General features: G+C 61.0%; 27 protein-coding genes. 12 read left to right on the forward strand and 15 right to left on the reverse strand.

Going from position 1 to position 26,506, the window contains the following annotated elements; genetic code table 11:
* Positions 1–13: 13 nt before the first annotated feature.
* From QQJ96_RS04705 to QQJ96_RS04720, 4 genes are all read right to left on the reverse strand, one after another.
* Positions 14–376 carry a YciI family protein gene (locus QQJ96_RS04705; RefSeq protein ID WP_284330807.1) on the reverse strand — a complete coding sequence of 121 codons (363 nt, stop codon included), beginning with the start codon at positions 374–376 and terminating at the stop codon, positions 14–16.
* Between the two features lie 159 nt (positions 377–535).
* Entirely contained in the window at positions 536–1,681 is a 1,146-nt protein-coding gene (locus QQJ96_RS04710) for a right-handed parallel beta-helix repeat-containing protein (RefSeq protein WP_284330808.1), read from the reverse strand.
* A 355-nt stretch (positions 1,682–2,036) separates the two neighbouring features.
* Positions 2,037–3,182 (reverse strand): right-handed parallel beta-helix repeat-containing protein, encoded by a 1,146-nt coding sequence (locus tag QQJ96_RS04715; protein WP_284330809.1) that lies wholly within the window; start codon positions 3,180–3,182, stop codon positions 2,037–2,039.
* A 530-nt stretch (positions 3,183–3,712) separates the two neighbouring features.
* Positions 3,713–4,051: a hypothetical protein gene (locus tag QQJ96_RS04720; RefSeq protein ID WP_284330810.1), complete on the reverse strand. Its 339-nt coding sequence runs from the start codon at positions 4,049–4,051 to the stop codon at positions 3,713–3,715.
* A gap of 437 nt (positions 4,052–4,488) precedes the next feature.
* Here QQJ96_RS04720 and QQJ96_RS04725 point away from each other — a divergent pair, with 437 nt between their 5' ends.
* The 8 genes from QQJ96_RS04725 (at position 4,489) to QQJ96_RS04760 (ending at position 11,597) form a co-directional block, all read left to right on the forward strand.
* Entirely contained in the window at positions 4,489–5,412 is a 924-nt protein-coding gene (locus QQJ96_RS04725; RefSeq protein ID WP_284330811.1) for a glycosyltransferase family 2 protein, read from the forward strand.
* A gap of 11 nt (positions 5,413–5,423) precedes the next feature.
* Positions 5,424–6,884 carry an asparagine synthase-related protein gene (locus tag QQJ96_RS04730; protein WP_284330812.1) on the forward strand — a complete coding sequence of 487 codons (1,461 nt, stop codon included), beginning with the start codon at positions 5,424–5,426 and terminating at the stop codon, positions 6,882–6,884.
* 102 nt (positions 6,885–6,986) lie between these two features.
* The gene (merT, locus tag QQJ96_RS04735) at positions 6,987–7,337 is read left to right on the forward strand and encodes a mercuric ion transporter MerT (RefSeq protein WP_284330813.1); all 351 of its coding nucleotides are present in this window, start codon (positions 6,987–6,989) and stop codon (positions 7,335–7,337) included.
* 11 nt (positions 7,338–7,348) lie between these two features.
* Positions 7,349–7,630, forward strand: a complete 282-nt coding sequence (merP, locus tag QQJ96_RS04740; RefSeq protein ID WP_284330814.1) for a mercury resistance system periplasmic binding protein MerP — start codon at positions 7,349–7,351, stop codon at positions 7,628–7,630.
* Between the two features lie 12 nt (positions 7,631–7,642).
* On the forward strand, positions 7,643–8,017 hold the full coding sequence (locus QQJ96_RS04745) for a carboxymuconolactone decarboxylase family protein (RefSeq protein WP_284330815.1): 375 nt from the start codon (positions 7,643–7,645) through the stop codon (positions 8,015–8,017).
* 107 nt (positions 8,018–8,124) lie between these two features.
* Complete coding sequence (hemN, locus tag QQJ96_RS04750) at positions 8,125–9,525, forward strand: oxygen-independent coproporphyrinogen III oxidase (RefSeq protein ID WP_284330816.1); 1,401 nt, start codon at positions 8,125–8,127, stop codon at positions 9,523–9,525.
* Positions 9,526–9,557: 32 nt separating this feature from the next.
* Positions 9,558–10,319: a cyclic nucleotide-binding domain-containing protein gene (locus QQJ96_RS04755; protein ID WP_284330817.1), complete on the forward strand. Its 762-nt coding sequence runs from the start codon at positions 9,558–9,560 to the stop codon at positions 10,317–10,319.
* Positions 10,320–10,355: 36 nt separating this feature from the next.
* On the forward strand, positions 10,356–11,597 hold the full coding sequence (locus QQJ96_RS04760; protein WP_284330963.1) for an NnrS family protein: 1,242 nt from the start codon (positions 10,356–10,358) through the stop codon (positions 11,595–11,597).
* A gap of 46 nt (positions 11,598–11,643) precedes the next feature.
* Here the strand turns inward: QQJ96_RS04760 and QQJ96_RS04765 are convergent, their stop codons facing one another.
* From QQJ96_RS04765 to QQJ96_RS04815, 11 genes are all read right to left on the reverse strand, one after another.
* Positions 11,644–12,450 (reverse strand): c-type cytochrome, encoded by an 807-nt coding sequence (locus QQJ96_RS04765; RefSeq protein ID WP_284330818.1) that lies wholly within the window; start codon positions 12,448–12,450, stop codon positions 11,644–11,646.
* Entirely contained in the window at positions 12,450–14,072 is a 1,623-nt protein-coding gene (locus tag QQJ96_RS04770; protein ID WP_284330819.1) for a b(o/a)3-type cytochrome-c oxidase subunit 1, read from the reverse strand. Before QQJ96_RS04770 ends, QQJ96_RS04765 begins: the two co-directional genes overlap by 1 nt.
* Positions 14,062–14,631: a cupredoxin domain-containing protein gene (locus QQJ96_RS04775; RefSeq protein WP_284330820.1), complete on the reverse strand. Its 570-nt coding sequence runs from the start codon at positions 14,629–14,631 to the stop codon at positions 14,062–14,064. Before QQJ96_RS04775 ends, QQJ96_RS04770 begins: the two co-directional genes overlap by 11 nt.
* A gap of 10 nt (positions 14,632–14,641) precedes the next feature.
* Complete coding sequence (locus QQJ96_RS04780; RefSeq protein WP_284330821.1) at positions 14,642–14,815, reverse strand: hypothetical protein; 174 nt, start codon at positions 14,813–14,815, stop codon at positions 14,642–14,644.
* A 16-nt stretch (positions 14,816–14,831) separates the two neighbouring features.
* Positions 14,832–16,103 (reverse strand): cytochrome c, encoded by a 1,272-nt coding sequence (locus QQJ96_RS04785; RefSeq protein ID WP_284330822.1) that lies wholly within the window; start codon positions 16,101–16,103, stop codon positions 14,832–14,834.
* A 2-nt stretch (positions 16,104–16,105) separates the two neighbouring features.
* On the reverse strand, positions 16,106–16,861 hold the full coding sequence (locus QQJ96_RS04790; RefSeq protein ID WP_284330823.1) for a c-type cytochrome: 756 nt from the start codon (positions 16,859–16,861) through the stop codon (positions 16,106–16,108).
* A gap of 389 nt (positions 16,862–17,250) precedes the next feature.
* Positions 17,251–18,078 carry a hypothetical protein gene (locus QQJ96_RS04795; RefSeq protein WP_284330824.1) on the reverse strand — a complete coding sequence of 276 codons (828 nt, stop codon included), beginning with the start codon at positions 18,076–18,078 and terminating at the stop codon, positions 17,251–17,253.
* A gap of 465 nt (positions 18,079–18,543) precedes the next feature.
* Positions 18,544–18,693: a hypothetical protein gene (locus tag QQJ96_RS04800; RefSeq protein ID WP_284330825.1), complete on the reverse strand. Its 150-nt coding sequence runs from the start codon at positions 18,691–18,693 to the stop codon at positions 18,544–18,546.
* Entirely contained in the window at positions 18,690–19,484 is a 795-nt protein-coding gene (locus QQJ96_RS04805; protein WP_284330826.1) for a thioesterase II family protein, read from the reverse strand. Before QQJ96_RS04805 ends, QQJ96_RS04800 begins: the two co-directional genes overlap by 4 nt.
* Before the next feature lie 305 nt (positions 19,485–19,789).
* Positions 19,790–21,109, reverse strand: a complete 1,320-nt coding sequence (locus tag QQJ96_RS04810; RefSeq protein WP_284330827.1) for an ATP-binding protein — start codon at positions 21,107–21,109, stop codon at positions 19,790–19,792.
* A 2-nt stretch (positions 21,110–21,111) separates the two neighbouring features.
* Complete coding sequence (locus QQJ96_RS04815; RefSeq protein ID WP_284330828.1) at positions 21,112–21,786, reverse strand: response regulator; 675 nt, start codon at positions 21,784–21,786, stop codon at positions 21,112–21,114.
* A 97-nt stretch (positions 21,787–21,883) separates the two neighbouring features.
* Here QQJ96_RS04815 and QQJ96_RS04820 point away from each other — a divergent pair, with 97 nt between their 5' ends.
* From QQJ96_RS04820 to QQJ96_RS04835, 4 genes are read left to right on the forward strand one after another with little or no spacing between them, the layout of a single operon-like run.
* Positions 21,884–22,645 (forward strand): ABC transporter ATP-binding protein, encoded by a 762-nt coding sequence (locus QQJ96_RS04820; protein WP_284330829.1) that lies wholly within the window; start codon positions 21,884–21,886, stop codon positions 22,643–22,645.
* The gene (locus QQJ96_RS04825; protein ID WP_284330830.1) at positions 22,635–23,552 is read left to right on the forward strand and encodes an efflux RND transporter periplasmic adaptor subunit; all 918 of its coding nucleotides are present in this window, start codon (positions 22,635–22,637) and stop codon (positions 23,550–23,552) included. The genes QQJ96_RS04820 and QQJ96_RS04825 overlap by 11 nt, the downstream gene beginning before the upstream one ends.
* An 11-nt stretch (positions 23,553–23,563) precedes the next feature.
* Positions 23,564–25,048 (forward strand): efflux transporter outer membrane subunit, encoded by a 1,485-nt coding sequence (locus tag QQJ96_RS04830; RefSeq protein ID WP_284330831.1) that lies wholly within the window; start codon positions 23,564–23,566, stop codon positions 25,046–25,048.
* The gene (locus QQJ96_RS04835) at positions 25,048–26,241 is read left to right on the forward strand and encodes an ABC transporter permease (RefSeq protein ID WP_284330832.1); all 1,194 of its coding nucleotides are present in this window, start codon (positions 25,048–25,050) and stop codon (positions 26,239–26,241) included. Before QQJ96_RS04830 ends, QQJ96_RS04835 begins: the two co-directional genes overlap by 1 nt.
* Positions 26,242–26,506: the final 265 nt, after the last annotated feature.

Below are 26,506 nucleotides of genomic sequence, written 5' to 3' on the forward strand. Positions count from 1 at the left end.
TCCCTAGCGTGTGTTACCCGCACACATCCCCATGCATCACCAGTTGCCGCACCTCGCATTCGACCTCCCATTCATCGCCATGCACCCTCAAAAAGCGTTTGGTCAGCTCGATGGCTTCTTCCTTGGAATCCGCTTCCAGCACGGCATAGCCTCCGATCACTTCCTTGGCTTCGGTGAACGGGCCATCGACCATGGTCAACTTGCCGCCAGACAGCCGGACGCGGGTGCCATGGGCCGTGGGCGTGAGCCCGGCAGTGTCGATCATCTTGCCCTCCCGGGTCGTCTCCTCCAACAGCTTGCCCATGTCGGCCATCAGCTGTGCGCTGGGCTGCAGGCCAGAGTTCTCGTTGATCCGTACTATCGATAGAAAGCGCATTGTCATATCTCCATAAGGGTGACGGAGCCGGGACCAGATCCCGCTCCCGCCGATACGACGAACCAGCCCGGCACGGATCGACAGCCGATTAGCCTCGCGCAAAAGAAAAACCCTCTCCGCCAGGGAGAGGGTTTGGGATGCCCGTTGCCAGGGATTACATCACTTCATCGGCGAGATGGTGTTGTTGGACACCGTCACGTTGGTAGCCGTACTGGCAATGGAGATGTCACGCGGGCTCCAGCCTTCGTTATAGGGCGACTGGTTGTGCTGGTAGAACCACAACGCGTAGTTCCATTCGATGGTGTTACCCGAGATCTGTACGTTGTTGGTGGTGCTGGAGATGGAGATGCCGAACAGGTAGTTGGTGGTGATGTTGCTATTGGTGATCACCACGCCGTTCGGGCCGCCGGTGTACACGCCAAAGCCCTGGTTGTTTTGCGCCGTAACATTGTTCAAGGTCAGGTTGGACACGTTGTTGTGCACTTCCAGGCCATTGCCCAGGTTGCCGGACAAGGTCGTGTTTTCCAGGCGCACGTTCTGGGTCGGGCCCTGCGTCGACGGTTCGATATCGATGCCCGCCTGCGGCAACGTGCCGTTGGAGCCGGTGAAGCTGCTGTTCACCACATACACCTGGTTCGACGGCAGGATCGACAAGCCTTGGCGACGGTTGTTGTTGGATTTGACGTTGTTCAGCGTGACGCTGTACGAAGGCACCACCGTGGCGCCCGAACCGGACGCACCAACCAGCAGGCCGTCACCCCAGGAGTTGGCCACGGAGATGTCGTGAACGTAGACGTAGCTGGAGGCGGAAATATTGATGCCGTAGCCCCACTCGCCGGTGGTGCCCTGATGCTGCGAACGTTCACCGAGAACGGTGCCGCCGGCGATCTCAACGTTGTTCACGTTCCAGGCCCTGACCACCCAATAGCGCGAGGCGCTGTTGGGAATGGCCTGCAGCGTCGCTCCGGTGTCGAGCAACAAGCGGGTATGCGAGCGCAGGCCGACGCCCTTGAGCGCGTTGATCATGTAGGTACCGGCCGGCACCTCGACCGTGCCGCCGGTGGAGGGCAGTGCATTGATGGCGGCCTGGATGGCGGCGGTATCGTCAGCCGAGCCATTGCCCAGGGCACCGAAATTGCGGACGTTCAGCGAAGCGGAACCGATCGACACCGTCGGCGTCGGATTCCACCAGTTGGTTGCGGATGCCGGCAGAGCAACGGCGGCAAGAGCAAGAGTGGCGGCGGCCGTCAAGATCTTGCGACGGAATGTGAAGTTAAAAACTTGTGCGTTGCCCGTGTTCGGCATAAAGAACCCCCTGCGCGCTTATCAGCGCGACCCAAACTGAATTTTTCACCTAAGGAAGCCCGTCGTTTTCGTCAACGGTGCGTATAAGATCGGTCACCGGGCAGTGAAATTGCAAATGTGAATTGATGTTTTCGCTCGCAGAAAATGAATCAAACCCAAACTCACCCGACGGCATGGATGAGCTTGGCGCATATAAATACGGCCGTCCGAATGAATTTATTATTTTCATTTAGACGTCCAAATCATTTAAAACAGCCATCCATTCGTCGTGCATCCAACCCCACTTCATGGAGCACGAAGAAAAAACCCTCTCCGCCAGGGAGAGGGTTTAGGAGGCAAGTTGCCAGGGATTACATCACTTCATCGGCGAGATGGTGTTGTTGGACACCGCCACGTTCGTAGCCGTGCTGGCAATGGAGATGTCACGCGGGCTCCAGCCTTCGTTGTAGGGCGATTGGTTGTGCTGGTAGAACCACAGCGCGTAGTTCCATTCGATGGTGTTGCCCGAGATCTGCACGTTGTTGGTGTTGCTGGAGATGGAGATGCCGAACAGGTAGTTGGTGGTGATGTTGCTATTGGTGATCACCACGCCGTTCGGGCCGCCGGTGTACACGCCAAAGCCATGGTTGTTCTGCGCGGTGACATTGTTCAAGCTCAGGCCGGACACGTTGAGGTGCACTTCCAGGCCATTGCCCACGTTGCCGGACAGCGTGGTGTTCTCCAGGCGCACGTTCTGGGTGACGCCCTGCGTCTGCGGCTCGATATCGATGCCGGCTTGAGGCAACGTGCCATTGGAACCGGTGAAGCTGCTGTTCACCACATACACCTGCGTCGACGGCAGGATCGACAGGCCCTGGCGGCGATTGTTATTGGATTTAACGTTGTTCAGCGTGACGCTGTACGAAGGCTTTACTGTGGCGCCCCAACCTGTCGCGCCGACTGCCAAGCCATCACCCCAGCAATTGGCGACCGAGATGTCGTGGACATAGACGTAGCTCGATCCGGAGACATTGATGCCATAGCCCCACTCACCGGTGGTGCCCTGGTGATGCGAACGTTCACCGAGAACGGTGCCGCCGGCGATCTCGACGTTGTTCACGTTCCACGCCTTCACTACCCAGTAGCGCGTAGCGCTGTTCGGGATGGCCTGCAGCGTTGCGCCGGTATCGAGCAACAGGCGCGTGTGCGAGCGCAGGCTGACACCCTTGAGCGCGTTGATCATGTACGTGCCTGCCGGCACTTCGATCGTACCGCCCGTCGACGGCAAGGCATTGACGGCGGCCTGGATGGCGGCGGTATCGTCCGCCGAGCCATTGCCCATGGCGCCGAAGTTACGGACGTTGAGCGAAGCGGAACCGATCGATATCGTCGGCGTCGGATTCCACCAGTTGGTTGCGGATGCCGGCAGCGCAACGGCGGCCAGCGCAAGAGAGGCAGCAGCCGTCAAGATCTTGCGACGAAATGTGAAGTTAAAAACTTGTGCATTGCCCGTGTTCGGCATAATAAAAGAACCCCTGCGCGCTTATCAGCGCGACCCAAACTGAAATTTTCACCTAAGGAAGCCCGTCGTTTTCGTCAACGGTACGTATAAGATCGGTCACCGGGCAGTGAAATTGCAAATGTGAATTGATGTTTTCGTTCACATAAAATAAATCGAAGCTAAATTACACCCCGACCGCGTGAGTGGTCTTCACGCGTAAAATTTCGGTTATTTTGTGGTTTTACTATCTTTCATTTGGCCGTATAGACGTCCAAATAAAATACATCACATGCCACTTCGATCGGCTGCCGTATCAAGCAGCTCACCATCGAGCAAGACGGATTACACCTGCACTTTGCGCGCAGGTTGGCGGGGATGACCCCTGGATCACACCGCAGGATTTCGCCCCTGCTTCGCCTCGGCCATGGCCGGGACATGCGCGGTGGAGCAATTCCACCTACGCAAGGGCTGCACCAACGCAGCTCCGCCCTTGACCGCGCATTCAAGGCGATGGCACTGGATAATCCGCTACCCAGTGCCCCGGATAGCCGTCACGGCTTGCTGAATCCCATGTGCAAGGTGATCTTGTCGCCCGCCTTCAGGTCCGCCACAGCGGCCGGCGGGAAATGCAGCTTGAGATTCATGCCTTCGGTATCCGCTTCCACGATGCCGGTTTTCGAATCCACGGACGTAACCGTGGCAGGCATTGCGTGCATGCCTTGCATGGCGTGGTGCATCCCTTTCATGCCGGACATGCCGCTGTGCATGCTGCCCGTCGAATTCATGCTGCTTGAGGAACTGCTCGGCGTACTGTATTGCGCAAGCACGGCGCCGCTCAAAACGAACGTACCTATGACCGACACCACGACTTTGGAAAGCGTGTTCATCATGACCCTCCTTCGAGCACGGTTAGCGGGAAAGCGCGTTTCGGCGCATCAGCAAAAATGCGCGTCCGGCGATCATCCGTGCGTGAATTTATCCGTGCGCAAGCGATGACAGGAGCACCCGGCAGCGTTTCGTATTTTGGCGGGCAAACGCGACCTCTTCCGCGCTGCCTTTGAACCTGCGCGGAGGGTGTGCTTGAGCTGGATCGATGCAAGAGACTAGGCGCGGCGCCATCACCCTGTCGACAGCTACGCGCAAGTAAAAATTCAGGCCAAAACTCTCGGGCTTACACCAAAGCTCGACAAAAATGTGATTAGACTCACATTACCGCCCGGTACCCAATAGGGGATACGTCCTGCATGCGATGCCTGCATCGCATGGCGAGGTTCATTGCCTTATGGCGCACCGGGAGGTGGGCCGCGGGTGGGGGGGAGCGCTCTTGATGTCCTATCGAACGGTAACGGGCAGCGCCAAGGCCTTGGGGCAACCGGTCGCCCCGATCGCCGGGGCGATCCTCAAGATGAACGGCCTCAGGCAGGACCTGCGGGCACCGGTAAGCGTCGTCGTGCCCTGTTTCCGATGCGCGCACACGATCGAGCAGGCCGTCAATTCGGTGGCCAACCAGAAGCTGCGTCCCGTAGAGGTGCTGCTGGTCGACGATGGCAGCGGCGATGACACGCTGGCGCGGTTGACGGATGTTGCGCGGCGTTACCCGGCGGGCTGGATCAAGGTGCTAGCCATGTCCGAGAATCGCGGCCCCTCGGCGGCACGCAACTGGGGCTGGGCCCACGCAACCCAGCCCTGGGTTGCCTTCCTGGACGCCGACGACAGCTGGCATCCGCATAAGCTCCGCTTGCAAATGCAGGCCGTGGAAGACGATCCGCGAATCGCGCTAATCGCGCACGACATGAACGTACAAGCGCGTGACAAGTACGCGCCGGCGCTGCGGTATCCCATTCAATGCCGGCTTTCCCCGCAGCGCTTGTCGCTGTTTCGCAGTGCCTTTCCGACGGCCTCCGTGGTACTGCGCCGCGACTTGCCGTTCCGCTTTGACGAGAACCGGCGCCGTGCCGAGGACTTCATGCTGTGGGCGCAGATCCTGCTGTCCGGCTACCGTTGTGCCCGGCTCAACCAGGTCCTGGCTTCCTGGCACAAGCCGCCTTTTGGTGCCGGCGGACTGAGCGGCGATCTGACCGCCATGTACCGGGCCGCGGTGGACGTACGCAATACCTTGCATAAGCAGGGGCTGCTGGGCCGCAGACAGCTGTATATCGCACATGCCGTGGGTTTTGTGCGCTATTTGCGCCGCAGCCTGGTCACCTTGATCCGCCGTCACATCATGACGTCACCGAATCGCACCCCATGAGGGGCTCAGCCATGGCATCTGTCGCCTCTTCATTGTATGAAGAATGCACATCCCCACTGGCACTGCGTGTGCGCGCCGATACGCGAGACATCGATTTTTCGATGGTGGATGCGCTCCCGAAAGACCGGGCATCGTTCGATCCGGTGTCGATCGCCGATCTTCTGCGCAACGCCTTTGTCTATCCGCCGCACTCGGTCTATCGCCGCGTCAAGCTGATTTTCTCGGACGACTATCCCGCGCAGGACAGTCATAACGATCCGGTGTTGCAAACAACGCTGTCGGCGTGGCCGAAAAATGCTCGGCCAGGATGCTCTTCCAGCGACAGCGACACGCTGGTGCAAACCTATCACCGGCTATTGTGTGCGGCCATAACGCACACGACTGCCCGCATGCGGCAACCGTGGTTTCTGCAAAGCGGCGGCAAGGATTCCACCTCGATGGCGATTGCCTTGGCCGACGCGCGTCCGGATGTCACCTGCATCACCTATCTTGGCGGTCGCGAGGAGAACGAACTGGCTTCGGCGCAGTGGGTCGCGCGCAATCTTGGTTTGCGCCATGAGGCACTGGTTTGCGATCCCGGGCGAGCCTATGACCGTTACCTCGCACGTGTGCAGCGGATACCATTGCTGACTGCGGATTTTGCCACGCTGTCGTATCTGGACCTGGTCACCGAGATCCGTGGCAATGGCGGCGACGGGGTGCTCGACGCATTGGGATCGGATGTGTATTTCGGCATGCCGAGCCATTGGCGCCACCAGATCTACCGCGTCGTGGCGCAGCAATTCGCGCTGCCGGCCAACTTGTTCAACCTGTGGGGCGTCCGGCACAGCTTCCGCCTGTGCTACGCCTTGAGCACCATGCAGATGAGCGCGTTCGAGCGCTTCTATCCAGGCTCGCGCTTCAGTGACCAGGAAGTCGATGCGCTGTTTGGAGAACCCATCGCCGCGCGCTCCCGGCAACGCCTGGATACCTTTCTATCCGCTATCCATGCGGCGCGTACGGTGGCCGATCGCCGGCGCATTGCCGCGGCGATCGTCGAGGCGGCGAGCTTTGGCAAAGGACTGTATACGGCGAGCGCCGTAGCCATGCCGCTCGCCTACCCCTATTGCGACGCACGGCTCGGCCAATGGCTCACGCACGAGGTGCCCGACGACTATCTCATCGGGCCGGACGGCACCAACAAGATCCTGGTACGCAAGCACATTGCGCGGTCTTTTTTGAATCTTCCCTACGTAACGAAAAAGGGCTGCTTCCGTTTCAACGTGTGCGCACTCGCGCGAGTGCGCTATGACTGCGTACGTCAGTTTGCCGTCGACGCCAAGGCACAGGGTCTGCTTCCCGGTGCGCCCGCCTGGCTGGATGCGCATCGAGAGCATTTGCACAACAAATACTTCGCTTCGAAGTTCTACCTGCTTGCCGTCGTGCTGCCATGGCTGCTGAACCGCCTGCAGCCGGAACGTCGTCTCGGGTAAACCCGGCCTAACGGTTTATCGCCTAGCCTAGCGGTTGACTCCGTAGTCAACTACGGAAGTAGGCTTGCACGACACCGGTTTCCCCACCCTTCGGCCACCGTCATGGCGCAAAACCGCAGTGAGAAGAGCAGCCTTGCCATTGGTGGCCTCTCAGCCATCCTCGCTTCCGCCTGCTGCCTGGGGCCGCTGGTATTGGTGAGCATCGGGCTGAGTGGCGCCTGGATCGGTCAACTGACGCGCATGGAACCGTTGCGCCCCTATTTTTTGCTGGTTTCGGCGCTGGCCTTGATTTTTGCCTATCGGCGCATCTTTCGCCCAGCCGGCACCTGCCCGCCGGATCAGGTTTGTGCCGTTCCGGCGGTGCGCAGGGCCTACAAGGCGTTGTTCTGGATCGTGGCAGCCCTGGTGTTGATAGCGTTCGGCTTTCCCTATGCCGCGCCCTGGTTCTATTGAGGAAACCCACTATGAAAACCTTAGCTACCCTTGCCCTGATACTGATGGGTGTCATTCCCATGGCCGGTATGGCCGCAACCCGCACGGTCACACTCGCCGTGCCAGGCATGACCTGTCCGGTGTGCCCGGTCACGATCAAAAAGTCCTTGGAGAAAGTCGCCGGCGTGGGCGATATCACCCCCGACCTGATGCGCAAGACGGTCACGATCAGCTACGACGACACCAAGACGCAGCCGGCTGCACTGATGCAAGCGACGGCCGCAGCCGGTTATCCGTCCTCCGTCCAGCATTGAGAGGCATCGCGAATGTCCTTGAAAACCATTGATCCCGCGCTCGACCTGATGAGCGATTTCGACCAGCTCACCCACGGCGTCGCCCGGCATATCCAGCAGATGCGCCAAACCGCGATCTTCACGGATGGCGCACTGCCGGCACGCCAGAAATCGTTGGGCGCCATGCTGTGGTCGATTTCTGCCCGCTGCGAACCGTGCATCGTGTTCTACGTGCAGCAGGCCGTCACCCACGGCGCCACCGAAGCCGAGCTGGGCGAAGTCCTGGCCATCGCCGCCACCATGGGCGGCTGCGTGGGCGAAATGTGGGCGTTGAAGGCCTTAAAAGCTTATCGAGACTTTACGGCCGGCTCGGCTGGCGTGGCCGAGCCGCATTGCTGCGCCCCCTGACACGGCCTTGCTGGGATTGGCCATCCATGGCCTGGCGACCAGGGCATCCCTCGATCGATTGATCTGGATCAAGGCGTGCCCTGGGTCGGTTCCATCACACTGCGCAAATGAGCCGCGCGATACCTCCTCCCGAATTCGATGCGGCGCTGATCGCCCGTTACGACGGCAACGGACCTCGTTACACCAGCTACCCTACCGCACCGCATTTCCAGCAAGATTTCGGCGAAAAAGCCTTGCGTTCGGCGATTCGCGCCTCGAACGAAGAACCGATTCCGCGGCCGCTGTCCCTTTACGTCCACCTGCCGTTCTGCACCAGCCCCTGCTTCTATTGTGGTTGCAAGCGCGTCATCACCCGCGACATTGGCAAGGCTGACCGCTATCTGGAACGGCTGTACCGAGAGATCGAATTGCTTGCTCCGTTGTTCGATCGCGATCGGCCCGTGCAGCAATTGCATTTTGGCGGAGGTACGCCCAATTTCCTCGACATGGCGCGGATGCGCGAATTAACAGAGTCGCTGGCCAGGCATTTCAGCTTTGCTGTGTGGCAAGGGCGCGATTTCGGCGTGGAACTCGATCCACGTTTCGCCGATGGCGACTATGTGCGTGGACTGGCCGAACTGGGCTTCAATCGTCTTTCCGTCGGGGTGCAGGATTTCAATCCAGACGTCCAGCGCGCCATTAACCGTATCCAGAGTGTGGCGCAGACTCGGGAAGTACTGGAAGCGGGACGCGCGGCCGGTTTCATCTCCATCAGCATCGACCTGATCTACGGCTTGCCGCGGCAGACCCTGGCCGGCTTCGAGACGACGCTCGCCGAGGTGATCGCATTGTCGCCCGATCGCATCGCCTTGTATGGCTATGCGCACCTTCCGGAGTTGTTCAAGAGCCAGCGTCAGATCGATACGGCCGAACTGCCCGACCCGGCCACCCGGCTCGCCTTGCTCGGGCGCGCACTGTCGCTGCTCGGCGGGGCCGGCTACGTTTACGTGGGCATGGATCACTTCGCACGTGCGAGTGACGAACTGGTGCGCGCGCAGTGCGAGGGTACACTGCAGCGCAATTTTCAGGGCTATTCGACACATGGACAGTGCGACATCGTCGGCCTTGGGGTCAGCGCCATCGGACGCATCGGCGACAGCTATTGTCAAAACGCGAAGGACCTCAACGACTACTACGCCGCGCTGGATACCGGGCACCTGCCGATCATGCGCGGACTGACCCTGAACGAGGACGACATCATTCGCCGCGAGCTGATCGGTCATTTGATGTGCTACGGCGAGCTGGACACAGCTGCATTCGGCCAGCGCCACCGCTTGATCTTCGAGGAGTATTTCGCGCCCGAAGTACAACAGCTGCGGCAACTGGCCGAAGACGGCCTGATCGTCCTGGACATGCCTCTCATACGCGCCACGCCGCGAGGGCGGCTGCTGCTGCGCACGATCGCCATGCGCTTTGATGCCTATCTGGGGCAGAAACTGCCCTTCACCAGGTATTCGCGTACGATATGAATGCCGATGCCGACATAGGTTCATGCACAGCGATGCGCTCAGAAAACAGAGTCGGCAAGTTGCCCGAACCACCAAGCCCGATCGCCGACGACGGCGATGCCGAACACTTTTGTCACACTTGCGCCTTTAGCGGCGCGTGCATCGCCGTGGGCTACGGCAAAAAAGAGCTGGCCGAACTGCACTGCCTGGTAGAGCACGTCAGTTCGTACCGCGAAGGCGAATACGTCTTTCGCACCGGCGACCCGTTCCGCGCGATTTATGCGGTCCGGGCCGGCACCGTGAAAACCTCCCTGGTCGACGAGGAAGGACGCGAGCACGTGCTCGGCTTTTACCTGCCCGGCGAGGTTATCGGCCTTAACGCGATCTACCCGGATCGCTTCCCGTGCGATGCGGTGGCGCTGGAAGACGCGCAGTTCTGCCGCTTTTCGTTTCCAGCCATGAGCGCGCTGGCCACGCGCCTGCCCGCAGTGCAACAGCATCTGTTCCGTTTGATCAGCAAGGAGCTTGGTAGCGCCAGCCTGCTTGCCGGCGATTACAGCGCCGACGAGAGAATGGCCGCGTTCCTGGTCGATCTCGGCGAGCGCTATGCCGCACGCGGCTTCTCCGGTACGCATTTCCGGCTAAGCATGTCGCGCGGCGACGTCGCCAATTACCTGCGCCTGGCTGCGGAAACGGTAAGCCGCGTATTCAGCCGGTTTCGTACGCAAGCATTGATCGACGTCAATGGCCGCATGCTGGTGCTGCGCGATCCGGTGCGGCTGCGCAAGATAGGCCGCAGCCTACTGTCGGGCTGACGAGCGTCCCCGCTTCTGCTGTTTGATCACGCCATGATGAATGATCCGCGTTTCCACCCACCCGAGGCATCGGCCGCACCATGGCCGATGTTGTTCACAGCTCCTCATCGCCTGATGTTCTTTGCCGGCGCACTGGCTGTGCTGACCGGCATGGGCTGGTGGGCGTTGCAGCTGGCGGCATGGCGCTTTGGTTGGAGCGGTTGGCCATCGCCAGCCATCTCGCCGGTCTGGGCTCATGCCATGCTGATGCAGTACGGCATGCTGCCCCTGTTCATGCTCGGCTTCCTGCTGACCGTATTTCCGCGCTGGCTGAATCGGCCTGCCTTGTCGCGTGCGCACTACGTGCCGGTGGCCGGTGCGGTATTTGGTGGCTATCTGTTTGCCCACCTGGGCTTGCTTGGCTGGCCATGGCTGCTGAGCGTCGGAGTCGAGCTGATGCTCGTGGGCTACGTGACTGCGTTCGTGATCTTGGGCAAAGTGCTGCTCGCCGCCGAACAGCGCAATATCCATGCATGGTCATGTCTGGCCGCGCTTGCCCTGGGCACGGCCGGCTTGCTGTCGTTCGTGGCGTACCTGTTCGGCTCGCCGCCCATGGCAGGCCTGGTAGCCGTCAAGCTTGGCACGTTCGGCTTGCTGCTGCCGATCTATTTCACCGTTTCCCACCGCATGATTCCGTTCTTCAGCGGTAACGTGGCCGCTGGTTACGTGGTGCGTCGGCCCGCCTGGAGCGTGCCGCTGGTATGGGCGTTGGTGCTCGCCCACCTGCTGCTGGAGCTTTTCAACCGCAACGCATGGCTATGGCTGGCCGATGCGCCGCTTGCCTGCATTTTCGCGTGGCACGCGTGCGCCTGGCAGCCCTGGAAAAGCATGCGTCCCGGCCTGCTGGCCGCGCTGCACCTGTCTTTTGCATGGTTGCCGCTCGCCTTTGCGCTCTACACCGTGCAAAGCGCATGGCTGGTGATCCGGCACGCGAATATCCTTGGCTTCGCCCCCCTGCACGTGATGGCCGTCGGCTATTTCGGGTCGATGCTGGTGGCCATGGTGACGCGCGTGACGCATGGTCATTCAGGGCGGCCTTTGCAGATGACGGCCGTGCCCTGGTTGTGCTTCGCACTGCTGCAGATCGTGGTGGTGCTGCGCATACGTGCGGAGCTTGGCAGCGATCGGCTCACGTGGCTGGTGATCGCCGCCTGCGGATGGCTGGTTGCTTTTCTACCGTGGGTGCTGCGTTCGCTGTGGATCTATCTGACCCCGCGCGCGGATGGCAAGCTGGGCTAAGCAGCGCAAAGCTTCGGTCCATTCGCCGTTTGCCGCCGCCCGCCGCTTACCTGTTTCCCGCGTAATAGCTCGCCGATGCGTTGATCTCGTCCGGCGTCATATTGCGCGCGATATTTCGCATCTGTGCACTGATGTCGTTGTGGCGGCCTCCGTGGGCGAATGCCTCCAGCTGAGATTTCAGATAGTCGCGTGGCTGCAGGCCGAGCCAAGGCGCCCCCAGCTTGGTCGCCATATCGCCATGGCAGGATTCGCAGGGAGCGACGTTCCGCATGGGCGCCCCGGTCGCAACGATAGTGGGAACCGGCTGCATTTTCCGCTCGCCCGATCCGCCATCACGGGGCAAAGCCGCGTAATACGCCGACAAGTCGCGCAGATCCTGATCGCTAAGCCCGACCACCATCGGCGCCATGATGGCGCTGGTGCGCGCAGCGCTTTGAAAATCGCGCAGCTCCTTATAGATCGAAGCTGCATATTGCCCGGCCAGGTCCGGTGTGTTTGCCGCGCTAACGCCGCGGGCGCCGTGGCACATCGTGCAACGTAGCGCCAAAGTGGCACCCCGGCCGATGGAACCGCCGGCGGACGCTCCATCAAACATGCCCGGCGTAAGCACCACGCTGGAGACGGGAGCCTTGGGCGGAACCGCGGGAGCCGCCTCGCCCAACCAGGCCCCGGGCCTGCCTGCGGCACTGCAAATCGCATTCAACAGCCCCTTGAACAGCGCATCATCCTGAGCCGACGGAAGCCAGACAAATCCTACGAAAGCCGAAAACAGGAACAACAGGGAGATGGCCCCGACACTGGCGCTGAACCAGGGATTTCGAAACGATATCAGGCGGGGGCGATGAGCATTCATCACTTCGCTCCCACAAAGACCGCCGGCACCTTGGCGTCGGGCAAGCCCATGAGCTGCACGATCGGATAGCCATAATTCGTGATCGTCAGCGCGATCATCAGGCCCACCCAAAGCCCCAGTCCATTCAAGGCCAGCGGCAGCGAAACCGGCTCATGAATGGCCTTGCTGAAGGTGAACGGGGCAGGCTCGACCTGGCACGCGGAATGATTGCGATAAAGGATGACGAGGAACAGCACGGCCGAAACGACCAGTAAAGCACCGCCCAGCGTCGACATGACGACCCAGATTGCCTCGCCCGCAGCCCCCGGGGCGCTGTAGTCGAAGTAGGCCATGCGCCGTGGCATGCCCAGGATACCGACGTAATGCCATGGAAACGTCGTGACTATCATGCCTATGAACCACAGCCACAACTGTGCGCGAATGAGACTCAGATCGCGCATCGCCCGTCCCGTGAGATGCGGCCAAAGATCATAGGCGATGGCGAAGTACATAATCACGATCGCGCCACCGAAAATCAGGTGGAAATGGCCGGTCACCCATTGCGTGTTGTGAATGGTCGAGTCCAGCTGGTAGCTCATGTTGATCAAGCCGCCCGCGCCGCCAAAGCCCAGCATCACGAACGAAAAGGCCAAGGCGAGCATTTGCGGATTGTCCCAGGGCAGCGCCTTGAGCCAGCCGAACACGCCTTTCCCGCCACGCAGGCGAGCGGCAATTTCCACGGAAGCGCCGATCGTAAACACCGTCAGCAGCGTGGGCACCGCCACCATGGCGGTAAACACGGAATGGATGAATTTGAATCCCGAGCCGACCTGCGGATCGGCGAACAAATGGTGGATGCCGATCGGCATCGAGAACACCAGGAACAGCACGAAGGAAATTCGGGCCATAGTGTCGCTGTACAGGCGTCCGCCGATGGCACGGGGAACGATCGTGTAAAAGGCGATGTACGCGGGCATCAGCCAGAAGTAGACGATGGCATGCAGCGTCCAGGAAAACAGCACGCGCGACAGCCCCGCGTTGATGGTGTTTGAAAAACCCAGCGCCACCGGCAGTATCTGGAACAGCAACTCCAGGGCCGCGCCAACCGCCGTCCAGCCCCACAGATAGGCAGCAGCGACATTTGCAAACATGGGCAGCGGTACAGGAGCCCCCGGATGCGCACGCTTCCACGCCTGCAGATTGATACCCATCAGCGCAACCCAGATCCACGATCCGACCACAACTAGTACCACGCCGATGTAATAGAAGGCGTTGCCGATCATCGGCGGGTAGAACGTGTACAGCACCGAGTCGAGCCCCAAGGCCACAGGTACCACCGCGGCGATCGAGCCAATGATGATCATCGTGTACCCCGCCCACGCCCAACGCCGACCGATCAGAGGCTGGTCGAGCGCAAGCTCCGTGATGGCGTAGCCGAAACCCATGGCGATCAGGGTCGGGAAGACGTATCCCATCACCGTGCCATGCGCGGTGACCGAGCGGTAGTAAAGGTCGGGGTTGTGCAGCCAGGCGTGCAAGGGACTGCGAATGAACATTTGCCATTCGCCAAGCAGGATGGCGACGCCGAAGACGGCAAACGCCAGCCAAAAATGGGCGAGAACCAGGCGTTTGTTAGAAATCACAGGTCAGCCTCCTGGTGTTGAGGGCCATTTTTGAAAAAACGTCCTTGTCGACCACCTTTACATTCGCCCACATGGCCTCGTGACCGACGCCGCAATACTCATGGCAAGGCATCAAGTGATCGCCGGGTTGCTTGAATTCGGTCTTGAAGGTCGAGATGTAGCCGGGTTCCACCATCGAATTGATGTTCGTCCCGGTGATGAGCATCCCGTGAATGACGTCGGCGCTGGTCACCCGAAATGTGATCAGCGTTTTTGACGGTACGACTATGCACTGCGGCGTGAACGAATACTGTTGCCCGACGACCCGCACGGTAATCGAACCGTCCGGCTCGACGGCGCTGCCGAGATTGCTCTCGACGAATTCGCCCGACAGGTGCAGGGTCGAGGGATTGATGGTTTCGACCCGCGACGGAGGCATCATGGCCCAATGCAGGCTGGTAAAAATGACCACTGCGACAAGCAGGCTGATGATGCCGACCATCAGGAAAGCCCATCGCTTCTCGATCCGCGCGGTCAGCGCGGCCGTATCGTGCGAATTAGCGGAAAACGTTTGGGCCACGACAGGTCCTTTAGTGAATCACGCCACGCGGCAGGAAAACCAGGAAATAGAACAGGAACCACAGCCCGATGACGATTGCCACTGCGATGCCGGTAACCGTCAGCGCGCCACGGGGGCCGGCTCTTACGATTTCCTCCACACGCTCGTCTTCGCTTCGTGCCGATGGATCGTCATGACTGGACATTGGGATCTCGCCCCTCTCAATTCAGCGGAACCGACCGCAACGCATTGACATCCTGGACCGTAATAGCCGTTCCGTGGTTATTCCAGGCCGTGCGAATGTAGGTCACCACCGCCGCGACTTCTTCGTCGGACAGCTGCTGTGCAAATGGCGGCATGCCGTAAGGCCGGGGATTGCGCATGGTCCCCGGTGGGTAACCGCCATTGAGGACCATGCGAATCGGATTGACGGAAGAGGCCATTTGAATCGACTGGTTCGCCGCAAGCGGAGGAAAATCCCAGCCCTTGCCCTCGCCATTCGATCCATGGCACATCGCACACTGTGCCGTGTAAATCTTCTTTCCCAATGGGGAGAGACGAAGCTTGTCCTGCGTCTGCGTTTCGTTCGGCGCAGCGGTTTGGCCGGTAGACGGCAATGCCTTCAGATAGACCGCCATGGCATGGATGTCGGCATCGGACAAGTATTGCAGGCTGTTGTACACCACTTCAGCCATGGGGCCATAGACTGCGCCGCGCTCCGATACACCCGCTTGCAGCAGGTCCGAAATATCCTTGATGCTCCAGTCGCCGAGTCCTGCTTCGCGATTGGAGGTCAGGGAGGGTGCATACCATTCCTGTGCAGGAATCAAGCCGCCCTGGAAGGTTTCCGACTTCGAGCTGCCGCCTAGCGCATTGATCGCGGTGTGGCACATCGAACAGTGCCCGAGCCCTTCGACAAGATACGCGCCGCGGTTCCATTCGCTCGACTTCGACGGGTCAGGTTGGTATTCCCCTTCACGAAAATAGAGAGTGCGCCAACCGAGCAACAAGTTGCGGTTGTTGTACGGGAATCGCAGGTCCTGCTCCCGATTTTTCTGGCGTACCGGCGGAACCGACTTCAAGTAGGCAAAAATGGCATCCGCGTCGGCGCGAGTCACCTTGGTGTAGGCGGCAAATGGCATGGCCGGGTAAAGCAGCGCCCCCGAGCGCGTCCGCCCAGTATGCATCATTGCGTAGAATTCGTCGGGCGTCCAAGCACCGATGCCGGTTACCGGATCGGGCGAAATATTCGGCGAATAGAGCGTGCCGAACGGCGTTGCCATCGCCCGGCCGCCTGTAAAGGGCTGGTCGCCGGGATTGCTGTGGCAGGCCACGCAGTCTCCCGCCCGGGCCAGGTACTCGCCTTGCGCAATGGTGGATGCTTCCTGGCATCGCGCGCCCTGCACCAGGACCATCAGGCCAAAGGCCAGGCCAAGCATCGACCGTAACGCGCCGGCCGACTGTCCATGGGTTTGTCGAGGTAGCGATGGCATGCTCATCTTGCCTCGGCGCCTTCGCAGCTGAGCGCCAGTTTCAGCGAACCCGCGGGGGCTGGCGCAGGATTCGCAGGCGCGGGAAGTGAAGATAGATAGGCGGAGACGGCCGTAATGTCTGTCTCCGACAACAGCTTGGTCAGCGGCTGCATGCAGTTGGACTTGCTTGCTATTCGTGTCCCATAACGCGATGCGCCAAGCTGCGCGCTGATGTATTTGCTGTGCAGTCCCAGCAAACCGGGAATATCGGGCGACATGCCGGTCAATGATGCGCCATGGCAAGCGACACACGCGGGAATATGCCGCGCAGCATCGCCTTTCAGCACCAGCTTCTTTCCCAGCGCCAGCACTTGCGGCCCCACACTGAGTCTTGGCAACACCGGAAAAGGAGCTTGCTGGCTTGCAAAATAACCGGCCATTTCATGCAGATAAGTATCCGGCAAATACGCGAGCAAATAATTCATCGGAGGGTATTTGCGCTGGCCGTCCCGAAAGGAAACCAGCTGGTTGTACAAATACCCTGCCGGCTTGCCGGCGAGCCGAGGAAAATAATCGTCCTCGCTGCCCTGCCCTCGCTCCCCATGACAGGCGGTACAAGCCATGACACGTGTTGCGGTGGAGTCCGACACCGTCAGCGAACTCTGGGTCTGTGCATGAAGTCGGCCAGCGACTGTCGAAAGCATCGCGATCGCCACCAGCACGGCGACTTCGCGGAAGGCTCCAAGAAAACCGCTGTGACGACAGTCGATCTTCCTCATGGAATAAACCCCATGCCTAGGGTGAATGGATCAGGCCGGCACCCATAGTGAAAATCCCCTTCGCGCAATGTACAAACATCAGACTGGTGCCGCAAGGTGATGGATCCTGATCAATTAGCACAAACGCCGCCCTGGCGCCTTGCAAAAAGGGTAGCTCAACAGCGCAACCAGGACTTGATCCAAATCAATTTCCCTTTACACGACGACTTTGCGCCTCATCTTTGCTTTGTGCTTGCCTGACGCAGCAGTAGAATTTTTTGAGCGAACTGCATGTCATGGCAACTTTCCATCATTGCGTCCGCCACGTAGCCGCGCTCGCGCCATGAGCCGGGATGCAGCACGCACTACACCGGATGCGGCCCCCTAGGGATGCCCTGATCTATTCCGCCTCAGGCAGCGTTGGGTTTTCCGCCTGCCCCGCGCAGATTAGTGACCTTGCCGAGCAGGCCGAACCAGAATGGCGCGCCAAACAACGACGAACTGGCGGTGATTAACCAGCCGGCCACCGCATACAGCACATTGACGCTCCAAACAGGCGGAGCACCCCATCCGATCGGCAACTGACCCAGTGCCGATAAAGCGTCGTTGACGCCCGGCGTCGATGACGGAACCGGCAGGTGGAACAAGCCTGCGGCGGACATCGTCCATAACTGGGTCAGCACATGACAGGCATCGATGTTGAAGGTGATGGATATCGCCAAGGCGAACACGAACGCCAGGAACTGCGCGTGTCTTTTATAGGCGCCGGAGATCCGGTCCATGGCCGAATCAAACCAGTCGGCAAGCTGCTTCTCGAAGGCGGCAGCATCGCCGGCGGCACGGTCGTACATGCCGCAGAGGCAACTGCGAATTTGCGCATCCGAAATGGCCTCGAGCATGGGGCGCAAATTCGCGAACGCGACTCGGCCTCCACTCAGCACGTCCACCAGCGCGCGCGCGAAATTCACCGGCGCGATATAGGACGGCGCCAGCTTCATGGACAGCTTGGCAAGACTGTCGGCGCGGCCGTCGCCGCGAGGATTGACCAGGGCATGGTTATAGATGTCCAGCACCAAGGAGTGGCCATTGAGCAATTGCGTGACACCCGTCAACAGCGTTCTGGCGCGCAGCCGGAACATGGAAGCGGCTGCCTCCTGCACGCTGCTGGAGATCAGCGCGACCGAGCCAAAGCACACGATCATGCCTGTAGCGACTTCAAGGACTATGCTGCCGAACATGGTTCCCTCCCCCGTTTGGCGAATGCCTTCGCCTTAGCTGCTTTTGGCCGCAACGCCCCGACCTGGCCGGACAAGAGCTTCGCCCCGAGCGAGCAATTTTACAAGCCATCCCGCTCCACGGATCACATATCGGCAAAAACCACCATCGCAACGACACCCGACGTCGGGGCTGCTTGCGCCAGCTAAACCGTCACCAGCTCCTCGCCCATCGGCAAATCCATCAACCGCAAGGCGGTCGGATGGCTGAGTACGGGTTCGTCCTGGTCCAAGCAAACGTCCTTGCGTGACGCCCGAGGGAAAAAGCGTACGGCACCGGCGCCCCGACGGGGCGAACCAGATGATGGGCCAGCGTACGGCCCAGCGCGACGTTACGCCGATCGTCAGCCTGACGAAAGCGCGCGGCACGTTGGCGATCCTTATCGACCAGCATGCTTTCGTCGGCAAAGGCCTCCACTCCGCGCAGGATCAGCATAAAGCTGTTGCCCCCAACAAGGCATCGTCGCAGATGCGTCGTGCCTCCAGCCATGAGTCGGCCGGCAAGTCATGGATGAGGGTGAATCGGCAACCCGCGCGGGCTTGCGGCAAGAGATCCGGTTCGGCGGCCGGATCATTCATGTGTTGGCTCCGGCAAAGCGCATCGCTGCGTGATGGCTCCAACGCGCAAGCAGATCGTCGATCAACGCGACGCGTTGATGATTCAGATAGAAATGATCGCCGTCGAAGCTGCGGCAGGCAAAGCCAGGCAGCGCCCAACGCTCCCAGGCCAGTATCCGCGTTGGCGTGATGTGCTTGTCGGCGGTACCGGCATAGGCGGTGATCGGCAATCGCAACGTGCAGCCTTCCGGCACCGCGTAACTATCGACGAGATTGAAGTCCGCACGCAGCACCGACAGCACCATCTGCAGGTATTCGGGATGTCCGAGGACCTCCTTCGAGGTGGCGGCATAACTTTGCAGTGTGTGCAACAGCTCGGCATCGCTCAGGCTGGCGCGCGATTTTTCCCGCCGGCACAGTTGCGGCGCGCAACAAGCCGACACGAACAGCCGCTGCGGCAAGGGCAAACGACGTTCATGCAACTGCCTTGCTACCTCGAAGGCAACCACGCCCCCCACGCTATGGCCGAAGAAGGCGAACGGCAGATCCAGCGGCATCACGTCCGCCAGCAGCATGGCCAGCGTATCCAGCCGATACAGTGGCCGTTCGGCGAAGCGCGTTTCCCGCCCCGGAATCGCCGCCGCCCATACTTCCGTATGCGGCGCGACGTACCGCTGCCACTCCCGGAACGACGAAGGTCCACCGCCAGCGTGATGGAAACAGATCAGGCGACGACGCGTGCCGGTATGCGCGCCAAAGCGCCGGAACCAGCGTCCCGGATCGACGGCGCTTGCTCGCATGCTCACTGCCATGCTCCCCCCTTATTGCTGGCAACCCCTTACACTGCCTTGAGTTCGTTCTGCGCAACCCGCCCGCGGCTGTTTCATATAAGAAATCAGTCTTGGCTCTGAGCATAGGCCGGCACCATGCCGCTCTGGCGCTTATTCACGGCGGCAAAGATGCACCAAAAATACAACATACCGATGACGGCCCCCCATGACCAACCGACCGTCCGGCGGGCAGAATACCCGAGTTTCCGACATGCGAGGTGGTGATTGCGTATATCGGTGAGTGGATACCCTCGATTTCGCTGAGCCGCGAGCACCAGCTGCCGAATTCAACTTGCCCTTGCTGCGATGTCCGAACACGGCAATCGCAAACGAACCAGCAGGCCGGACCCGGTAGTGTGCAAGCTCAGCTCCCCTCCGAGGTTTCGGGCCATGTCAGCGGCGATCGCCAGCCCAAGGCCGCTTCCGATTTCGGTGGTGCCCGGGGCGCGGAAAAAGGGCTCGCAGGCGCGGGCGAGATCTTCCTGCCGCATGCCCGGGCCGTTGTCTTCCACCTCGATGCAGGCCCAGCCGCCATCCCGATAGGCGCGCAAGTCGACCCGGCCGTGTTCCGGTGTATAGCGAATGGCGTTGTCGACGAGATTCCTCAAGGCAGCGTGCAAGGCCAAGCGATCGGCATGCAGGGCGAGCGCCTCCAGCTGCTCTACACCGAGGTCAGTCTGCTTGCTCTCGGCATAAGCATAAGTTTCGTCCACGACCTGATGGACAAGCTCCTGCACCGCCACCGTTTCGCTTGCGGTCGCGGCGTCCTGCTGCAAACGTGCCAGCGAAAGCAGCTGCGCGACAAGCCGCGTACCTCGACTCAGGCCCGCGCGCAGTGCATCGATCCGCTCCCGCATCTCAGGCGTCATCGGCAACCGATCGAGGTTTTGCGCCTGCAGAGTCAAGGCGGTCAGCGGCGAACGCAGTTCGTGGGCGGCATCGGCGACAAAGCGGCGTTGCTGCGCGATCGATTCGCGCAAGCGCTTAAATTGCCGATTGATCGAGGCGATAAAAGGAGCAACCTCGGATGGTATACCCTGCGTAGGCAACTCGACCACGGTTCTTTCATCGGCGCGGTCGAGCGCCTCGGCCAGTTGCACGACCGGCTGCAACATGCGCCGAACGACCCCTGCCACCAGCGGAATCAAGGCCGCTATCAAGCACAGCATGGGCACCAAGGTGCGCATCGAACCATCGCGGGCGATTTCGTCACGCAAGGCAGTAGGCTGCGCCACCGCGAAGCGCAAACCGGAAGGCTGCGATCCGACCCAGACGCGCCATCGCCCGCCATGGGCATATAAGGCATGCAGGCCATCGCCGAGGCCGCAGGGAATCGTGATCTCACGCGTAGCGCCGCATGTTCCTGCGGCGCCATCCTGTTGCAGCGGGACGATATCGACCGAGGTTTCCGACGACAGCGCCTGCGAACGCTGCAAGTCGTTCTGCTTGACGACTGCGGCTGGAATCCGCGTGGCGAAAGCGCCGATCTGCTTGAGCGTGTCGTCCTGCAACGCATGCGCTTCCTGCATCGCAAAGTAGTACGAGGCCACGGTAGCGATCGATCCAATCACCAGCATCGAGCCGATGATCCACAGCGATAGCTGCACCCTCAACGATCGTGAGGCTGCGCGTTGCCCAATGTCCATCCCACACCTCTGACGTTCTTGATGACCGACGCGCCAAGTTTCTTGCGGACGCGGTGAATGAGGAACTCGATGGCATTGCTTTCCACTTCCTCGTTCCATCCGTACAACGCGGTTTCAAGGGTGGAGCGCGAAACAATGGAGCCGCGACGCAGCACCAAAGCTTCCAGCAGCGCGTATTCGCGCGCAGACAGTTCGCACTCCACACCGTCGAAACACGCCACGTGCCTGGCCGGGTCGAGCGTCAACAGGCCATGACTCAGCTTGCCCGTAGCCTGCCCGGCTGCACGACGCCCCACAGCGCGCAAACGCGCCAGCAGTTCGTTGATGTCGAAAGGCTTGACCAGGTAATCGTCGGCGCCCAGATCAAGCATGGCGATGCGATCGGCAATGGCATCGCGCGCAGTCATCACCACCACCGGCACGGTGTCGCCGTGCTTGCGAAGCTGTCGCAATACCGCTTCTCCATCTTTGCGTGGCAACCCGAGGTCGAGCAGCACCGCGTCATGCTCGTGCTGGGAGAGTACGTGCATCGCAGCTTGCCCGTCACGCACCCAGTCCGCCGCGTACGCGGCATCGCGCAGGGCTTGCAGCACAGCCTGCGCGATCATCGCGTCATCTTCTACGACCAGTATTCGCATGCGTCATTCTACGCGTCGCCGCGCATGGACTGGCAACCATGCATCCCGGCTCGCATACGCCTGGCCAGCGCTAAGTCTCATCTAAGTCTCGTCGGGCATGGTGTTCGCCCTGGCCGCCTATCGGCGTGAAGAACCCGCGATGCCTCCCCCCTCTTCCCCTGCCGTTCGTTGCCAGCGCATCGTCAAGTACTACGGGACCGGCGATACCCGTGTCGTGGCGCTGCGCGGCATCGACCTTGACGTGTACAAGGGAGAATTATTGATGCTGGTCGGCCCATCCGGCTGCGGCAAGACCAGCCTGATATCGGTGATTGCCGCCTTGCTCGAATCCGACGAGGGCGATTGTCACCTGCTTGGCGAGAATATTCAGCGCATGGAGCTTGAGGCTCGCACCGTGTTTCGCGGGCGCCACGTCGGTTTCGTGTTTCAGGCTTTCAATCTGTTGCCGACCTTGTCGGCCCTGGACAACGTGGCAGTTCCCTTGTTGATCCATGGCCTGCCGCGCAGCCTGGCCGAGACGAAAGCCGGGGCACTGCTGGAACGCGTCGGCCTCGCCGGTCACGCCCATCTGCTACCAAGCCAGCTCAGCGGCGGACAGCAACAGCGCGTCGCCATTGCTCGTGCGCTGGTGCACGAACCGGACCTCGTCATTTGCGATGAACCCACGAGCAGCCTGGATCACGCCACCGGCCACAGCATCATGCAATTGCTGCGCGAGCTGGCTCGGACGCAAGGGCGTGCCTTGATCGTCGTTACCCACGACCCGCGCATCCTGGAATTCGCCGATCGCATTGCGCATATGGACGACGGGCGCATCGTCGATGTGACCCGCGTGCCAGGAACTTCCCATGAAATCTAATTACCTATTACCGTCGCTGGCCGTACTCGGTTTTGCCGTCACCATCGCCGCCGTCGTGTTGGGCAACCCATGGCAACCATCCGCGCCGGCCACACCGATGCCGCAGCCGCGCATACCCTACGCCGCCTATGTTGCGGGTGCAGGCGTGATCGAAGCGCGCCTGGAGAACATTCCCATCGGCACCCCGGTAGCCGGCATCGTGACGGCGATCGATGTGCGTTGGGGCGATCGTGTCCAGGTTGGCGACCGGCTGTTCGAGATCGACGATCGCGCTTTGCAAGCCCAGCTGCTTCCCGCCACCGCCAAAGTGAGGGAGGCTGAGGCGCAATGGGCGCAAGCGACGCGTCAACTCGCGCTGGCGCAGAGCGTGCCTGACCCGCGCGCGGTCAGCGGCGAGGACATGAGTCGTCGCCGAGGCAACGCTGCCGTCGCCAAGGCCGCCCTGGACAGCGCGCGAGCGGATCTGGAACGCATCCGCAAGGAACTGGATCTGCACAGCGTGCACGCGCTGGCAGCGGGAACAGTCTTGCAGATCAATATTCATCCCGGGGAATACGCCTCTTCCGGCATGCCACTTATGTTACTGGGCGACAACACACGCCTGCATGTGCGCGCCAACATCGATCAGAACGATGCCTGGCGTGTGCACGCCGGCTCCGCCGCCACCGCCTTTGTGCGCGGGAACCCGAATATCGTCATCCCGCTGCGCTTCGAACGCATCGAGCCCACGGTGATTCCCCGTGCCGTCGTGACGGGCGACAGCACCGAGCGGGTCGACACGCGCGTGTTGCAGGTGATCTACAGTTTTGACCCGGCGAAATTGCCGGTTTACGTGGGCCAGCTGGTGGATGTCTATATCGAGGCGCCGCCGGAGCAGTCCGGCGGCAAAGCCACACCACGGTCATGAGCGAAGGCGTCATGACATCCCCGTTTACACGCACGCTGCTGCTTTCCATTCTCGCTTCATGCATTGGCGGCTGCATGGTGGGACCGGACTACCAGCGCCCATCCGTGTCCATGCCGGCGAATTGGAGTGAAGCTGCCAGCAACGACGATACGACCTCGGCGGTACCGCTTGAGTGGTGGAAACTCTATGGGGACGTGCAGCTCGACGCTCTCGTCCAGCGTGCGCTGAGCACCAACCTCGATCTGCAGCACGCCGATTACCGTATTCGCGAAGCGCGCGCCATGCTGCGGGAGAACCGCTCGGCATTGTGGCCGGCCGTGAATGCCTCTGCTTCGGCGGAACGAGGGCAGCAAAGTGCAAACGCGCCAGGTGTTTCTCCCTTCATCCAGGGCGGTGATCTTGGCTCGGGCGCTTCGCTGCAGAACTTGTTCCAGGCCGGATTCGATGCCAGCTGGGAGCTGGACCTGTTCGGCGGCACGCGCCGTTCGATCGAAGCCGCGCGAGCGAATGCGCAGAGCGCCGCTTTCGAGCGCAACGCCGTGGCGCTGTCGCTGACGGCGGAAGTGGCACGCACGTACGTGGACCTGCGCAACAGCCAGGCCCAGCTCGCCCTGTCCATGCAAAGTGCCGCAAACCAGCGTGATGCGCTGAGCCTGGTTCGCTCGCGATACCTCGGCGGGCTCGCCACCGACGTCGAGGTAGACGCTGCCGAAGCGCAGCTCCACAGTTCCGAAGCGACCTTACCGGCATGGGAAACCCTGAGCAAACAGGCCATCCATCGACTCGGCGTGCTGACGGGACAGCCGCCGGAGGCGCTCATTGGAGAGCTTGCAGCAAGCCGGCCATTGAATGACACACCGCCCGCTATAGCTGTTGGATTGCCGTCGGACCTGTTGCGTCGCCGGCCCGACCTGCAACGCGCCGAGCGGCAACTGGCGGCGGCCACTGCCCGCATTGGTGTCGCCACAGCCGAGCTTTATCCGCGATTTTCATTCGATGCTTCGGGGGGACTGGCGAGCTTCAGCGCCAGCAGTTTCTTCGATCCGCATAGCATTATCTGGTCCATCGGACCGTCGTTGACGTGGCCGGTCTTTCGCGGCGGACAGATCAAGGCCACCATCGAAGTGCGCGACATCCAAGCCCAGCAGGCTTTGCTTGCCTACCGGCAGGCGATCCTGACGGCGCTGGAAGATGTGGAAAACGCGCTAGCCGCGTATCACGACGAACAACGGCATCACGACGCATTGGCCGCCACCGTGACTTCTAGTCGGCAAGTTTTCGAGCGCACGCGCGCCCAGTATCAGGGCGGACTGATCGACTTTCGAGGTGTCCTCGACCAGCAGCAACGCCTGCTGCAGGCAGAGGGCGACCTGGAGCGCAGTACCGCAGCCGAATGGTCCAAGTTATTCGCGCTGTACAAAGCCCTTGGCGGTGGATGGGATAAATCGGCGCCGCATGCGGATACCACTGTTTCAAGCGCGCCTGGACACGGCTGATGTTTCGCATTGCCATCAAGATGTTGTGGGGTGACCGCGCCAAGTTCGCGGGGCTGATCTTCGGCATCGCATTCACTTCCTTTCTCGTCACCTTCGCCATGTCCTACTTTTGCGGGTTCATGACCTGGGGCTTCGCTTTAATTGCCGAGAATCCTTCGGCCGACGTCTGGGTGATGGATCCGGCCGTACCCTCGACCGAATTGACCACCAATCTTCCCGATTCCGCGCTGTACCGCGTGCGAAGCGTCCAAGGCGTGCACTACGCCGTGCCGATGGCGCTTGGCACGGCGGAAGTCCGCTTTCCCAATGGCAGCTTCCAGTCGTTCCAGGTCATCGGCGTGGATGACGCCAGCTTGGCAGGCATTCCTCCCATTCAAGCTGGCGCATCGCCGTCGCTGCTGCGCGCGCCTGACGCAGTGCTGGTCGCCGAAGGCGGCACCAGTGACAAGCTGAATACGCCAGCCCGGGTGCAGGATCAATGGCCGTACGGAGCATCTCATCTGGACGTCCCAACGCGGATGTTGCAGGCAGGCGACGAATTGCAGATCAATGATCGTCGCGCCGTGGTGATGGGTATCGCGCAAGCGCTGCCGCGTTATCCGGCACGCCCCTTGCTCTATACCACGATCGCCAACGCCAGCCGCTTCCTGCCGCCGGAACGCCACCGGCTGACCTTCGTGCTGGCCAGTGCGGCGCCCGGTATAAGCGCGCGCGAACTTGCCACACGCATCCAGGCAAGCACAGGCTTGAGGGCACGCGCCGCATCCGACTTCAAAACTGACACGGTACTCTGGTTCCTGGTCAACTCCGAAGACGTCGGCGACATCGCGGCAATGCTGCTCTTGGCCATGACCGTAGGATTTGGCGTTACGGGTGTAATGCTGTACATCTTCACCAGCGAGAATTTACGTCACTACGCCTTGCTTGGAGCAATGGGGGCAACGCCACGCCTGCTGATCCGCATGCTGTTCGTACAAGCCGGCATGTGCGCCATGCTGGGAAGCGGATTGGGGCTGGGTGCATGCAGTTTGGCCAGCTATGCCGTTGGCTACATCGACTACCCATTCCGCTTGATGTGGTTCACGCCGCTGTTCGGCATGCTGATGGTGGTGCTGGTGAGCCTGGGGGCCGCCGCACTAAGCGTGCGGCCCGTACTGAAGCTGTCACCGGCCGTGGTATTTGCCGGGCGCTAGGGATGCCCTGATCTATTCCACGTACCCGTCACCGCACTGTATGCGCGCCTCGCTTCGCCCCGGCGGCGACGGCATACCGGGAGTATGTCTAGACGGCGGGGCGAAGCGAGGCGCGCATACAGTGCGGCCCCAACATTTTAAATTTTGATGACGGGGTGACGTCCAGAAGGCCCGCAGGCCGTGCCCCGCGGCTTGAACAGACGGCCAGTCTGCCCTGTGCCACGCGACACGCCCTGCGGGCCTTCTGGACGTCATGCCGGGCACG

Source organism: Dyella flagellata (assembly GCF_030160275.1).
In the GTDB taxonomy this organism is placed as follows: domain Bacteria; phylum Pseudomonadota; class Gammaproteobacteria; order Xanthomonadales; family Rhodanobacteraceae; genus Dyella_B; species Dyella_B flagellata.

What these genes read in the sequence shown, in the direction of transcription:
- QQJ96_RS04705 (WP_284330807.1), bottom strand. Translation starts at nt 376, where the DNA reads ATGCGCTTTCTATCGATAGTACGGATCAACGAGAACTCTGGCCTGCAG.
- QQJ96_RS04710 (WP_284330808.1), bottom strand. Translation starts at nt 1,681, where the DNA reads ATGCCGAACACGGGCAACGCACAAGTTTTTAACTTCACATTCCGTCGC.
- QQJ96_RS04715 (WP_284330809.1), bottom strand. Translation starts at nt 3,182, where the DNA reads ATGCCGAACACGGGCAATGCACAAGTTTTTAACTTCACATTTCGTCGC.
- QQJ96_RS04720 (WP_284330810.1), bottom strand. Translation starts at nt 4,051, where the DNA reads ATGATGAACACGCTTTCCAAAGTCGTGGTGTCGGTCATAGGTACGTTC.
- QQJ96_RS04725 (WP_284330811.1), top strand. Translation starts at nt 4,489, where the DNA reads ATGTCCTATCGAACGGTAACGGGCAGCGCCAAGGCCTTGGGGCAACCG.
- QQJ96_RS04730 (WP_284330812.1), top strand. Translation starts at nt 5,424, where the DNA reads ATGGCATCTGTCGCCTCTTCATTGTATGAAGAATGCACATCCCCACTG.
- merT (WP_284330813.1), top strand. Translation starts at nt 6,987, where the DNA reads ATGGCGCAAAACCGCAGTGAGAAGAGCAGCCTTGCCATTGGTGGCCTC.
- merP (WP_284330814.1), top strand. Translation starts at nt 7,349, where the DNA reads ATGAAAACCTTAGCTACCCTTGCCCTGATACTGATGGGTGTCATTCCC.
- QQJ96_RS04745 (WP_284330815.1), top strand. Translation starts at nt 7,643, where the DNA reads ATGTCCTTGAAAACCATTGATCCCGCGCTCGACCTGATGAGCGATTTC.
- hemN (WP_284330816.1), top strand. Translation starts at nt 8,125, where the DNA reads ATGAGCCGCGCGATACCTCCTCCCGAATTCGATGCGGCGCTGATCGCC.
- QQJ96_RS04755 (WP_284330817.1), top strand. Translation starts at nt 9,558, where the DNA reads ATGCGCTCAGAAAACAGAGTCGGCAAGTTGCCCGAACCACCAAGCCCG.
- QQJ96_RS04760 (WP_284330963.1), top strand. Translation starts at nt 10,356, where the DNA reads ATGAATGATCCGCGTTTCCACCCACCCGAGGCATCGGCCGCACCATGG.
- QQJ96_RS04765 (WP_284330818.1), bottom strand. Translation starts at nt 12,450, where the DNA reads ATGAATGCTCATCGCCCCCGCCTGATATCGTTTCGAAATCCCTGGTTC.
- QQJ96_RS04780 (WP_284330821.1), bottom strand. Translation starts at nt 14,815, where the DNA reads ATGTCCAGTCATGACGATCCATCGGCACGAAGCGAAGACGAGCGTGTG.
- QQJ96_RS04785 (WP_284330822.1), bottom strand. Translation starts at nt 16,103, where the DNA reads ATGCCATCGCTACCTCGACAAACCCATGGACAGTCGGCCGGCGCGTTA.
- QQJ96_RS04790 (WP_284330823.1), bottom strand. Translation starts at nt 16,861, where the DNA reads ATGAGGAAGATCGACTGTCGTCACAGCGGTTTTCTTGGAGCCTTCCGC.
- QQJ96_RS04795 (WP_284330824.1), bottom strand. Translation starts at nt 18,078, where the DNA reads ATGTTCGGCAGCATAGTCCTTGAAGTCGCTACAGGCATGATCGTGTGC.
- QQJ96_RS04800 (WP_284330825.1), bottom strand. Translation starts at nt 18,693, where the DNA reads ATGAATGATCCGGCCGCCGAACCGGATCTCTTGCCGCAAGCCCGCGCG.
- QQJ96_RS04805 (WP_284330826.1), bottom strand. Translation starts at nt 19,484, where the DNA reads ATGGCAGTGAGCATGCGAGCAAGCGCCGTCGATCCGGGACGCTGGTTC.
- QQJ96_RS04815 (WP_284330828.1), bottom strand. Translation starts at nt 21,786, where the DNA reads ATGCGAATACTGGTCGTAGAAGATGACGCGATGATCGCGCAGGCTGTG.
- QQJ96_RS04820 (WP_284330829.1), top strand. Translation starts at nt 21,884, where the DNA reads ATGGTGTTCGCCCTGGCCGCCTATCGGCGTGAAGAACCCGCGATGCCT.
- QQJ96_RS04825 (WP_284330830.1), top strand. Translation starts at nt 22,635, where the DNA reads ATGAAATCTAATTACCTATTACCGTCGCTGGCCGTACTCGGTTTTGCC.
- QQJ96_RS04830 (WP_284330831.1), top strand. Translation starts at nt 23,564, where the DNA reads ATGACATCCCCGTTTACACGCACGCTGCTGCTTTCCATTCTCGCTTCA.
- QQJ96_RS04835 (WP_284330832.1), top strand. Translation starts at nt 25,048, where the DNA reads ATGTTTCGCATTGCCATCAAGATGTTGTGGGGTGACCGCGCCAAGTTC.